Below are 11,179 nucleotides of genomic sequence, written 5' to 3'. Positions count from 1 at the left end.
TCATGGCCAGGGTGAGACGCCCGGTCCCATTCCGAACCCGGAAGCTAAGGCCCTGCACGGCGATGGTACTGCACCCGACAGGGTGTGGGAGAGTAGCACGCCGCCGCATCACACTCACGAGGACCCCCGGTCGAGCACCACGCTCCCAGGGGTCCTCTTCGCATACACACGCCCAAACACACACGCCGACCGGACGCCAAACCCGGCACACCGCAACGAACGCGACGAAACCGGCAACCATCGCACGACGCACCGGCACCGAAGCCACCCACACAACCAAACCCACGCGACCACGCGCGCGTGTCCCGGACGGGACCACACCCACCAAGCCACACGACGACGCGAGGAAATCAGACAACCAGCCACAACCAACCAACCTCTGGCGCCGCAACGTCGTATAGGCAACTGTCCATCGGCGTATTCCAACGCATGGGTATGCTGAACAGCATGCACTACTTCACACCGAAACGCTGCGCCACGTCGAACAAGATCATGTATCACGACAAGGCGCAGGCGCAGCGGGCCGCCGATCAGAGCCTCATCGAACGCGGTGCCGAACTGTGGGTGTACCGGTGCCAGTATTGCGGGACATGGCATCTCACGCATCGCGATCCACAATCCAGCTACAAGGCAGTGCCGTTCAACCAGCAGCTCAAACCGCACAGCCGCAAGAAAGGGTACAAACCGCGTCGCCGATAGCCGACGCCACAACGACGCCACAACGACGCCACAACGACGAAGCCCCGGTGAGGAGAACCTCACCGGGGCTTCGTCGTATTAGAGTCCCATCGTATGCGCTATACGCGCTGGAGGGGCCAGATCAGATCATCAGGCGTTGGCCTTCTTGGCGGCGCGGGCGGCGGCCTTGGCGGCCTTCTCCTCGGCCTTGACCTGCTCGATGAACTCGGCGTGCTTGGCGCCCGGAGTCCAACCGGCGTTGACGACCTTCACCTGCCACACCCAGGCGGCGGCGAACAGGATGGCGGCGAACACCAGCAGGCTGATGGCGCCGGCCGCGGGGCCGAGGTGAGCCAGGTTGCCGGTGATGGTGCCGAACCAGCAGAAGTCGGCGTCACCGAAGGTGGAGTTGGCCAGACCGAAGCTGCCCATGACGGTCATCAGGGCGGCCGGCAGGAAGGTGATGAGCATGCCGTTGATGAACGAGCCGACGATCGCGCCGGTACGGCCACCGGTGGCGTTGCCGAACACGCCGGCGCCACCGCCATCGAAGAAGTGAGGCACCATGCCGGGCAGGATCAGGGCGACGCCCCAGACCGGGCCGAGCCAGACGGCGATGATGGTGAGGGCCACCAGGCCGCCGACGAAGGAGCCGAGGAAGCCGATGAGGGAGGCGTTCGCACCGTACGGGAACACGATCGGGATGTCGAGGGCCGGACGGGCGCCGGGGACGACCTTGTTGGCGATGCCCTGGAAGGCGGGGACGAGCTCGCCGAGGATGATGCGCACGCCGTAGAGGATGATGCTCACGCCGATGCCGAACTGCAGGGCCTGCGCGAAGGCGGCCATGAAGAAGGAGCCGTAGTTGTCCGGGTTGGTGGAGAAGATCTTGAACGCGGTCTTGGCCGGCAGGACGATGGCGCCCCAGACGGCGAAGACCAGGTAGAGGACCATCATGAGCAGCGTGGTGGAGACCATGGAGTCACGCAGGAAGCTCAGGCCCTTCGGGAAGTTGATGTCCTCGGTGGACTTGGACTTCTTGCCGACGAGCGTGCCGACGGCGCCGGAGGTGATGTAGCCGAGCGTGTTGAAGTGGCCGATGGACAGCTTGTCGCTGCTGGTCACACGGTTCATGAACGGCTGGGCGAACGCCGGCATGACCACCATGATGACGCCCATGAGGATGGCGCCGATGGTGATGATGAGCAGCTGGTTGTCCTTGCCGAAGCCCACGGACAGCACCACGGCCAGCATGGTGGACATGAACACCATGTGGTGGCCGGTGAGGAAGATGTACTTGAGCGGGGTGAAGCGGGCGAGCAGCAGCATCACGATGAAGCTGAGCACGATGATGTACGCGGAGGCGGTGCCGTACTGGCTGGAGGCCTGCGCGGTGATGACCTCGTTGGTGGGCACCACGCCGTGGGCGCCGGTGGACTTGAGGATCAGGTCGCCGAACGGCGCGAGGGCGGACGTCACGACGGTGGCGCCGGCGCCGAGGATCAGGTAGCCCATGGCGGCCTTGAGGCCACCGGAAATGACCTGTCCGGCGCTGCGCTTCAGCGCGATCAGGCCGATGGCCGCGATGATGCCGATCAGATACGCCGGCACGTTCAGAATCTCCTGGCTGATGAAGTTCAGCACTTGAACGACAACGTTCATGGTTTCCTTCTATTCTCTGTCTGTTCTAGTTGTCCTACGGGCGTCGGCCCCTTGTGGGGGTCTGCGCCCGCGGGTTTCGATGGTTCGTGCGGAATCCGTCCGGGCGGCCAATCGGCCATTCGGACGGATGGGAGGCCGGTTCGGCCGGTTCAGTCGGCGTACTTCTCGAGCGCGGCCTTGATCTCGTCGGTGTCCATGAAGTTGGTGATGACCTCGACGGGGGTGGTGGTGCCTTCCAGCTCCGGGGCGAGCTCGGCGGAGGTGAGGACCAGGTCGTTCATGTTGGCGGTGCCCTTGGCGCTGCCGGCGTCGGAGGTGGTGACGTTCACGTCGATGCCCAGGTCGGCGGCGACCGATTCGACGTTGACCTTGAGCAGCACCGAGGTGCCGATGCCGTTGCCGCACACGCACAGGATGTTCATGATGTTCTCCTTTTGCTATTCCTTGTGGTCTTGTAAGTGGTTTCCGATGGTTCGTCCGGTTTATCGGTCTGTCCGGCCCGATGGCCGATGGCCGGCGGCCGATGGCCGGCGGCCGATGGCCGACGTGCGTCAGCGCTTGAGGATCGCCCTGATCTCGTCCGGCGTGGACGCCTTGGCGAGATCCGCGGTCTTCTTCTTGTCGACCAAGGCGCCGGCGATGGCGGACATGACGCCGATGTGCTCGTTCTCGTCATGTCCGGCGAGGCCGATGACCAGCGACACGGGGTCGTTGGTCTTGCTGCCGAACTCGACCGGGGTGCTCAGACGAACCCAGCTCAGTCCCGTCTTCAGCACCGCGTCGGACGGGCGGGAGTGGGCGAGGGCCAGGCCGGGGGCGATGACGATGTACGGGCCCATCTTCTCGACGGTGTCGATCATCTGGTCCGTGTAGGCGTCGGTGGTGAATCCGGCGGCGACAAGCCCCTTGCCCGCCAGTCGGATGGTGTCCTTCCAGTCGGACGCGGGAACGTCCAGCAGGAATGCGCTGTCGGGAAGGAATCCGTCGATATCCGCTGCCATATATGCCCTCCTTGGTGGCTGTCCTCACCTTCGTGGTGAACGTCGATTCGCTCACATCATTGCAGGCGAATCGTTTCTGACAGGGATAACTATACACCTATCAGGGCTGGAATCGCAACGGAAACCGATTTCTGAAACATGTGCCGATATGGTATATTGGCACTATTGCAGGCTTTGAGGCAGCACAATGGAAGGTGCGTTCTGCGAATCGTTCCCGGAGTGTCGGGGACCAGCCGAGAGGCAGCCGGAGGGCGGCCGAAGAGAACCGAGGAAACCAACTGATGAGCTCCATCACCGATGTCGCCGCCATGGCCCGTGTGTCCAAGGCCACGGTCTCCCGTGTGCTTTCCGGGCAGCGGACCAAGGAGGACGATATCGCCCGGCGTGTGCGGGATGCGGCCGAAAAACTCAATTACGCCGCCAATCCGGCGGCCAGCGCGTTGCGCAGCGACACGACCAACGCCATCGGCCTGGTCATCCCGGACCCGGCGACGCCGCTCGCCTCGCGTATGCTCGCGGCGCTCGACCCGGAGGTGAACGGCGCCGGCAAGCAGCTGCTGGTGGGTGTGGGCGACGACCTGAGCATCCAGGAGGAGCGGGTCGCCGCCATGCTCGCGCGGCACGTCGACGGTCTCGTGGTCATCCCCCCGAAGGGCCTGGACCCCGTGTTCCTCGACGGCTACGCCGAGGAAGCCCCCATCGTGCAGGTGTCCGGCCGCTCCACGTCGTTCCGCGTGAGCTGGGTGGGTGTGGACGAGGCCGCGTCGATGCAGCTCGTCCTGCGTCATCTCGCCGACCACAACGCCACGTCCATCGCCTACCTGAGCGGCGACGTCGATTCCGACGAGGCGGCGGAGCTGTTCACCACGTTCCAGACGAACCTGTCGTTGATGAACCTGATGAGCCAGGCCGGATGGACCACGTTCGGCCCGTGCACGGTGGTGCGCGGCTATGAGGAGGCCACGCGTCTGTTCACCGCGAAGGGAGACCGGCCGGACGCCGTGATCTGCGCCACCGACGAGGTGGCCGCGGGCGTGCTGTTCGCATTGGACCGTCTGGGGGTGTCGGTGCCGGACGAGGTGCGTGTCATCGGTTCCGGCGACGCGCCGATGGGCGTCGCCGTCACGCCCAAACTGACCACGTTGCGCAGTCCGTGCCGTCTCATGGCCCGTGAGGCGTTGCGTCTCATCGACATGGGCAACGGCGGCCAGCATTGGATGCCGGCCCATGTGGCGTTCCCGCCGCAGCTGATCCGTCGTGCGTCCACCAGCAGCCCCCGGTTCGGTTCCAGCGACATGTCCGTGCCGTCCGATGACGACGACGATGCGGACGACGAGGGGGAGTGACGCGTCCGCCGCGTCCGATGCGTGTGCGTTTCGGTCCGCGGCCGCGTCCTGAAACGCAAAACGGGGCTTGGATGGAATTGCTTCCATCCAAGCCCCGTTTCAGGCTTGGTCATGTTTCCCGTCGTCCGTCGATCATCCCGGGAAGGGAATGGTGGCGGGCGGCGTAGGGCGCCGACCGGAGCCGTTTGGCGTACCTCCGTCGTCGACGGTCCGTGCGGACCGCCGACTGATACTCATACGATACCGCCGCACGACCCGGCCGTGACGTCTTCGCTCGGCTTCCGCCTCGCTCAGGCTCAGCCCTCAATCGCGATCTGGTGCTTGGTCTCGACCTGCGGCTGGGCCTGCATCTTCGGGACCTGGATGCACAGCGTGCCGTTGTTGTAGCTGGCGTGGATGTCGGATTCCTTCACCTCGTCGCCCACGTAGAAGCTGCGAGAGCAGGAACCCATGTAGCGTTCGCGACGCAGCCAACGACCGGACTCGTTCGAACCGCAGGCGCACTGCTCGCCGTTGCCCTGGGCGTCGGAGGCGTTCGCGGACTCCGGGGCCTTGTCCTCATGCTCGCTGGAACGCGAGGCGGACACGGTCAGATAGCCGTTGTTCAGCTCGAGCTTGATGTCGTCCTTCTTGAAACCAGGCATATCGATGTCCACGTCGTAGCCCTTGTCGGTCTCACGCACATCCGTGGTCATCATGTTCGCCATCGTGTTCGCCGGCATCATCGAACCCATCTGAGAGTCCATGTTGCGCCAACCCTCGAAGAACGGGTCATCGAACAGATCGGAGAACATCGTGTCATTCATCAAAGCCGGAAACATTGCCATAATCGGTACTCCTTAACCAAGGAGGGAACGCGGCTTGGCTACCGTCCCGTTCGTCGCCCTGCCATAGGCGGCAAGCTCGAACGGATATCGTGGCCGGTTCCGGAACCCCTTCCGGGGCTCTCACCTTCGCCTTTCACTTCCCCCAATTCCCGTGGGAACGAATCATTCCGGAATTTCACCCACAGTGAATTCCGGGCGTGGGGGATACTGGAACCATGAGCAACGCAGACGAGACGAACATGAACGACGGCGTGAACGCCAGCGGCGCGAACGGCGGAACGGCGGCCTCGGAAGGCGTCGGCGCGTCCGGCGCGACCGTCGCCGCAACCACGCGGGAACGGGGCCGTGCCGGCGTCGTCGCCGTGCCGAAGGGCACGGTCGTGCTCGCCGCGACGCCCATCGGCAACGTGGGGGATGCCTCCGACCGGCTCAAGGCGCTGCTGGAAGGCGCCGACATCGTCGCCGCCGAGGACACGCGTCGCCTCTACGATCTGGCGAACCGGCTCGGCGTGCATGTGAACGGACGCGTCGTCGCGTACCACGACCACAACGAGCGCGACAAGGCCGACGGCCTGCTCGACACCGTCGAGACCGGCGCGACCGTCCTTGTCGTGTCCGACGCGGGCATGCCCACCATCAACGATCCGGGACTGGCCATCGTGCGCCGCGCCATCGAACGCGGCCTGCCCGTCACGTGCGCGCCGGGGCCGTCCGCCGTGCTCGACGCGCTCGCCCTGTCCGGCCTGCCCACCGACCGGTTCTGCTACGAAGGGTTCCTGCCGCGCAAGCATGCCGAACGCGTGCAGCATCTGCGCATGCTGCAGGCGGAACGCCGCACCATCGTCTTCTACGAGACGCTGCACCGCATCGCCGATTCCATGGACGATCTGCTTGATGCGTTCGGCCCGGACCGGCGCATGGCGCTGTGCCGCGAACTCACCAAGGACTACGAGCAGATTCGTCGCGGCACGATCGCGGAGATCCGCGACGGTGTGCGCGAGGATCCGCCGCGTGGCGAGATGGTGCTCGTCATCGCCGGCGCGTCCGACGAGGAGGCCAACGCGGCCGCGCCGAGCACGCTGAGCGTGGAGGACCTGGCCGTGCTCGCCATCGACCGGGCACTCGAGGATGGGCTGCGCATCAAGGAGGCCATCACGCAGGTGGTGGGCGAGCATCCGCTGCCCGACGGCACCCTCGCCAACCGCAAGCAGGTGTATCAGGCGGTGCTGCGGCTCAAGGGCTGAGCGCCCGGCCGGGTGTGCGGTCACGCGTGGGACGTGTGCCGGCCTCGACGGACGCCGTACGCCTCGATCGAGTCCAGCAGCACGGTGAGCGCCCGTCTGACGCCCGGTCCGCCCGCCTGCGACACGTATTCCAGCAGATGGGCGTCGGCCGCGGGATTGGCGACGAGCCATCGCCGCAGTTCCGGCGCATGACGGGCGATATGCCACAGCACGTCCGCGTCCGTGTCCGGGTCGGCGGCGACCGCCGGCGTGAGGACGATGGGCGGTTCCGGCGGCTCGGCCATCCGGCCGTCCGTGCGCGATGCGCCCGCGTCCGCCTCGGCGAGCCGTGCGAGCCGGTCCGTCCGGCCCAGGGACCGCAGCCGGCGCGACGGTCCGCCGGCCGACGCATGCGCGGCCGGTCTGCGGCCCGTGCGGAACCCGCGGGACCCGTGGTCGTCGCCGGTCCTGCGTTTCCCACGTCGCCACGCGCTCATGACGACGGCTCCGCGTCGTCGTGGTCGTCGTGCGCGGCAGGGCGTCCGACGTGTCCGACGGGACGACGACGGTCGTACGTCCGTCCCACCATCGTGAAGAACGCGCGGGCCCGCGGCGTGGTCGACATGCACGGGTTCTCGTCGAGCATGGCCGTGCAGTCGTCCGGCGAGAAATCGTAGGCGTCCATGCAGTCGGCCACGTGCGCGGCGAGCACGTGCGAGTCCGGACGGTCGTTGAACATCGACGCCACGTCGCAGGCGGTCCGCGTCGGCGTGGTGAGGCGCAGCGCGCCGATATGCGTCAGATGCCGGTCCGTCACCTTCCGCGTGAACGCGCGGATGCGGCGGCCGTGCGGGCGCGTGCGGAAGTGGGAGTGCGACAGCACGTCCAACGTGTCCGGGAACGCGCCTCCCATCCACACCCACAGCGCCGTCAGCGCGCACGCGCTCGTGGCGAACGGGATGACCTTGAGGACGATCATCGCACGGCCGTACAAGGTGTCCGCATGATCCGACCAGTATCCACTGCGGCCGTCCAGCGGATGCACGGTGCCCAACGCAGACAGGCGAATCAGGCTCAACGGGCCGGGCAGGTCGCCTTCGCGCAGGATCGGCGGCACGAGCGGCTGCATGGCGGTGGCGTCCGCGGCGATGCGCGGGGCGGGATGTGGTGCGGGTTCGTCGTTCATGCTCCGACGATACGGTCTCCGCGGCCGGTGCGTCGTCCGGCGGTGGACGGCCGTCCGCGATTGTGGAAAACCCGGTGGATGACGGGGCGCGTTATCCACGGTGTGACCGATAATCGGGGCTTATGAGTCATATTTTGGTCAATGTTGCATGGCCGTACGCAAACGGCCCCCGCCATATCGGTCACGTGGCCGGTTTCGGCGTCCCCTCCGACGTCTACGCGCGCTACGAGCGCATGAAGGGCAACGACGTGCTCATGGTGTCCGGAACGGACGAGCACGGCACCCCGATCCTCGTCGAGGCGGAGAAGGAAGGCGTCACCGCCCAGCAGCTCGCGGACCGCTACAACCGCGTCATCGCCAAGGACCTGTGCGATCTGGGCCTGAGCTACGACCTGTTCACCCGCACCACCACCGGCAACCACGAGCATGTGGTGCAGGAACTGTTCAAGCAGTGCCTGGAGAACGGCTACATCTACAAGGGCACGCAGCAGGTGGCCATCAGCCCGTCCACCGGCCGCACCCTGCCGGACCGCTACATCGAGGGCGAATGCCCGATCTGCCATACCGAAGGCGCGCGCGGCGACCAGTGCGACGCCTGCGGCAACGAGCTCGACCCGGACGAGCTCATCAACCCCGTCTCCAAGATCAACGGCGAGACCCCGCGCTTCGAGGAAACCGAGCACTTCTTCCTCGACCTGCCGGCGCTCGCCGAGGCCAACCTCGCCTGGCTCAACACCCGCGAGGGCTGGCGCACCAACGTCATCAACTTCTCCAAGGGCCTGTTCAAGGAGGTCAAGCCGCGCGCCATCACCCGCGACATCGACTGGGGCATCCCGGTGCCGGTGAAGGGCTGGATCGACAACCCGAACAAGAAGCTGTACGTGTGGTTCGACGCCGTCATCGGCTACCTGTCCGCCTCCATCGAATGGGCCCGCCGCAAGGGTGACCCGGAGGCCTGGCGCGCCTGGTGGAACGACCCGAAGACCCCGGGCTACTACTTCATGGGCAAGGACAACATCACGTTCCACTCCCAGATCTGGCCCTCCGAGATGCTCGCCTACAACGGCCAGGGCTCCAAGGGCGGCGAGACCGGCCCGCTCGGCCCGCTCAACCTGCCCGAGCAGGTCGTCGCCTCCGAGTTCATGACCATGGAGGGCAAGAAGTTCTCCTCCTCGCGCGGCATCGTCATCTACGTCAAGGACATCCTCTCCCGCTACCCGGTGGACGCGGTGCGCTACTACATCTCCATCGCCGGCCCGGAGAGCTCCGACTCCGACTTCACGTGGGCCGAGTTCGTGCGCCACAACAACGAGGAGCTCGCCTCCTCCTGGGGCAACCTGGTCAACCGTGTGGCCAATCTCATCGCCAAGAACTTCGGCGAGATCCCCGCGCTCGACGAGGACTCCATGACCGATGAGGACCGTGCGCTGCTTGCGGAGACCCGCGCCGCGTTCGACACGGTGGGCGGCTACATCGAGAACCACCACCAGAAGGGCGCGCTCATCGAGGCGATGCGCGTGGTCGGCGACATCAACAAGTACATCTCCGCCACCGAGCCGTGGAAGATCAAGGACGACGAGAAGCGTCTCGCCACCGTGCTCCACGTGTCCGCGCAGGCCGTGTCCGACGCGAACCACCTGCTCGCCCCGTTCCTGCCCCACGCCTCCCAGAAGGTGTGGGAGGCCCTCGGCGGCAAGGGCGTGTTCTCGCCGCTGCCGCGCCTCGAGGAGGTCGAGGACCTCGACAAGCCGGGCTTCCGCTACCCGGTCATCACCGGCGACTACAAGCTCGGCGAGACCGTCCACCCGTGGGAGAGCGAGCCGATCGAGGTTGGCGCGCCCGTGGCCAAGCCCACGCCGATCTTCGCGAAGATCCCGAAGGAGGCCGTGGAGGAGGAGCTGGCCCGCTTCGATGAGGCGCTCGCCGCCCGTCGCGCCGCCGAGGCCGAGCGCCTCGCCGCCGAGAAGGCTAAGCTGGGTCAGGCCGAGTAAGGCCGCGTAAGCCGACGCGGAGGCCGTATCCGACGGGCGAAGGCCGTGAAGGGCCCCGATATGGGGCGCTTCACGGCCTTCGTCGTATGTATGTGCGCGCCGACGCCGCGGGAACGAAATGCACCCCCGTCGCCACGACGTTACAAAACCGTCACAGCACGTCAAGCGGTTTCTCAGGAACGCGCATCATTCCTCCAAGGGGGCGGCGGTTATATAAGACATGTCAGCGGTTGGGAGTTCTTCCCGAAGTGAACATCGCCGGCGAGGTTCTTCCCGGACCCCATAACTGAACCCTTCTTCTCTCTTCTCTCTCAGCCCGGCGGACACCCCGCCGGGCTTCTTCATATCCCCGGCCGTTCCGGAATGGCCGTCAATGGTCCGGGTCTGCAGCTGGATGTGTGCCGTCATCGTTTCGCTCGTCTTTTCGGTGCCGACGATAACGCTGATTTCGTGAAATTATGCGGTTCCGAAAGCCTTGTTTTCGTGAAATTCAGCGATTCTATAATCGCTGTTTTCGTGAGAATCCCTGATTTTGCAACGATGGGAGATCATTATGCTGAAACGTAAGGCATATCAGCGGCTGTTGGAATGGAAGCGACGGTCGCAGGGTCGTACCGCCATGCTTGTCGAGGGTGCGAGACGACCGCTGCCTGATTCGCTTCATCGCAAGGCAATGCGCCTGTTCCGGGAATACATGCTCGTCGGCGGTATGCCGCAGGCGGTCGAGACGTATGTCGAAACGCGTGATTTCCAGCGGGTCGACGAGGTGAAACGCGACATCCTCAAGCTCTACCGTGATGACATCGCGAAGCACGCCGGATCGGCCAGAAGGCGTGTCACCCTGCTGTTCGATGGTTTGGTGTCGCAGCTGTCGAAGCATGAGCGGATGACATCTATCGTGACGTGCTGCTGGGCAGAATCGCCGTCAACGAGGGGATGCTGGTGGAGAATGTGGTGGCTCAGCTGCTGCACGCTGGCGGCCACCGGTTGTATTTCTATTCCCGCAGCAGCCGTGATGATGCTTCGAGCACCATGGAGATCGACTTCCTCATCGTCGCGCGATATCCGAACGCCGCCATGAAGCCTCGGATCAGCCCTGTTGAAGTCAAATCGGGAACCCGCTACCGGACCGTGTCCCTCGACAAGTTCAGAAGCAAGTTCAAGCAGCGGGTGGGATTGGAATACGTTCTTCATCCGAAGCCGTTGGAGGTGAAAGGCGATCGACGGTATCTGCCGTTGTACATGGCCGGGTTGCTGTAGCCGGA

Annotated in this window: 10 protein-coding genes, 1 rRNA gene and 1 pseudogene; 6 read left to right on the top strand and 6 right to left on the bottom strand. The window is 65.3% G+C overall.

The features are described from left to right. Positions 1-109: ribosomal RNA gene (gene rrf / locus KIH78_RS06270) — 5S ribosomal RNA — on the top strand; the annotation flags it as partial. Positions 110-447: 338 nt separating this feature from the next. Continuing rightward, a complete protein-coding gene (locus KIH78_RS06265) occupies positions 448-699 on the top strand; it encodes a hypothetical protein (RefSeq protein ID WP_214313903.1) in 252 nt (83 codons plus the stop codon). 129 nt (positions 700-828) lie between these two features. On the opposite strand, the gene KIH78_RS06260 is transcribed toward KIH78_RS06265, so the two are convergent. The 3 genes from KIH78_RS06260 to KIH78_RS06250 all read right to left on the bottom strand — a co-directional run bounded on the left by KIH78_RS06260 (position 829) and on the right by KIH78_RS06250 (position 3,341). Then, positions 829-2,340 carry a PTS ascorbate transporter subunit IIC gene (locus KIH78_RS06260; protein WP_219131689.1) on the bottom strand — a complete coding sequence of 504 codons (1,512 nt, stop codon included), beginning with the start codon at positions 2,338-2,340 and terminating at the stop codon, positions 829-831. 149 nt (positions 2,341-2,489) lie between these two features. Then, a complete protein-coding gene (locus KIH78_RS06255) occupies positions 2,490-2,762 on the bottom strand; it encodes a PTS sugar transporter subunit IIB (RefSeq protein ID WP_214313585.1) in 273 nt (90 codons plus the stop codon). 129 nt (positions 2,763-2,891) lie between these two features. Further along, positions 2,892-3,341, bottom strand: coding sequence for a PTS sugar transporter subunit IIA (locus KIH78_RS06250; protein ID WP_219131688.1), 450 nt, complete (start codon positions 3,339-3,341; stop codon positions 2,892-2,894). 281 nt (positions 3,342-3,622) lie between these two features. On the opposite strand from KIH78_RS06250, the gene KIH78_RS06245 reads away from it, so the two are divergent. Next, a complete protein-coding gene (locus KIH78_RS06245; RefSeq protein WP_219131687.1) occupies positions 3,623-4,687 on the top strand; it encodes a LacI family DNA-binding transcriptional regulator in 1,065 nt (354 codons plus the stop codon). Between the two features lie 296 nt (positions 4,688-4,983). Here KIH78_RS06245 and KIH78_RS06240 read toward each other — a convergent pair whose 3' ends face one another. Next, positions 4,984-5,514: an Hsp20/alpha crystallin family protein gene (locus tag KIH78_RS06240; protein WP_219131686.1), complete on the bottom strand. Its 531-nt coding sequence runs from the start codon at positions 5,512-5,514 to the stop codon at positions 4,984-4,986. A 215-nt stretch (positions 5,515-5,729) separates the two neighbouring features. Here KIH78_RS06240 and rsmI point away from each other — a divergent pair, with 215 nt between their 5' ends. After that, positions 5,730-6,758 carry a 16S rRNA (cytidine(1402)-2'-O)-methyltransferase gene (gene rsmI / locus KIH78_RS06235; protein WP_219131685.1) on the top strand — a complete coding sequence of 343 codons (1,029 nt, stop codon included), beginning with the start codon at positions 5,730-5,732 and terminating at the stop codon, positions 6,756-6,758. Positions 6,759-6,778: 20 nt separating this feature from the next. On the opposite strand, the gene KIH78_RS10625 is transcribed toward rsmI, so the two are convergent. Both KIH78_RS10625 and KIH78_RS06225 read right to left on the bottom strand, forming a co-directional pair. Beyond that, complete coding sequence (locus KIH78_RS10625) at positions 6,779-7,234, bottom strand: variant leucine-rich repeat-containing protein (RefSeq protein WP_236034469.1); 456 nt, start codon at positions 7,232-7,234, stop codon at positions 6,779-6,781. Then, entirely contained in the window at positions 7,231-7,923 is a 693-nt protein-coding gene (locus KIH78_RS06225; protein ID WP_219131684.1) for a hypothetical protein, read from the bottom strand. Before KIH78_RS06225 ends, KIH78_RS10625 begins: the two co-directional genes overlap by 4 nt. A 122-nt stretch (positions 7,924-8,045) precedes the next feature. Here KIH78_RS06225 and metG point away from each other — a divergent pair, with 122 nt between their 5' ends. Continuing rightward, the gene (metG, locus tag KIH78_RS06220; RefSeq protein ID WP_219131683.1) at positions 8,046-9,914 is read left to right on the top strand and encodes a methionine--tRNA ligase; all 1,869 of its coding nucleotides are present in this window, start codon (positions 8,046-8,048) and stop codon (positions 9,912-9,914) included. A 643-nt stretch (positions 9,915-10,557) separates the two neighbouring features. Further along, positions 10,558-11,174: pseudogene (locus KIH78_RS10875) on the top strand (DUF4143 domain-containing protein); the annotation flags it as partial. Positions 11,175-11,179 lie beyond the last annotated feature (5 nt).

It is taken from the genome of Bifidobacterium saguinibicoloris (assembly GCF_019331725.1).
In the GTDB taxonomy this organism is placed as follows: domain Bacteria; phylum Actinomycetota; class Actinomycetes; order Actinomycetales; family Bifidobacteriaceae; genus Bifidobacterium; species Bifidobacterium saguinibicoloris.
The sequence above is the reverse complement of the archived record's forward strand: the minus strand, read 5'-3'. Positions and strand labels throughout refer to the sequence as shown.

Coding starts and splice junctions, on each gene's coding strand:
- KIH78_RS06265 (WP_214313903.1), top strand. CDS start 448: ATGCACTACTTCACACCGAAACGCTGCGCCACGTCGAACAAGATCATG.
- KIH78_RS06225 (WP_219131684.1), bottom strand. CDS start 7,923: ATGAACGACGAACCCGCACCACATCCCGCCCCGCGCATCGCCGCGGAC.
- KIH78_RS10625 (WP_236034469.1), bottom strand. CDS start 7,234: ATGAGCGCGTGGCGACGTGGGAAACGCAGGACCGGCGACGACCACGGG.
- KIH78_RS06240 (WP_219131686.1), bottom strand. CDS start 5,514: ATGGCAATGTTTCCGGCTTTGATGAATGACACGATGTTCTCCGATCTG.
- rsmI (WP_219131685.1), top strand. CDS start 5,730: ATGAGCAACGCAGACGAGACGAACATGAACGACGGCGTGAACGCCAGC.
- KIH78_RS06260 (WP_219131689.1), bottom strand. CDS start 2,340: ATGAACGTTGTCGTTCAAGTGCTGAACTTCATCAGCCAGGAGATTCTG.
- KIH78_RS06245 (WP_219131687.1), top strand. CDS start 3,623: ATGAGCTCCATCACCGATGTCGCCGCCATGGCCCGTGTGTCCAAGGCC.
- KIH78_RS06250 (WP_219131688.1), bottom strand. CDS start 3,341: ATGGCAGCGGATATCGACGGATTCCTTCCCGACAGCGCATTCCTGCTG.
- metG (WP_219131683.1), top strand. CDS start 8,046: ATGAGTCATATTTTGGTCAATGTTGCATGGCCGTACGCAAACGGCCCC.
- KIH78_RS06255 (WP_214313585.1), bottom strand. CDS start 2,762: ATGAACATCCTGTGCGTGTGCGGCAACGGCATCGGCACCTCGGTGCTG.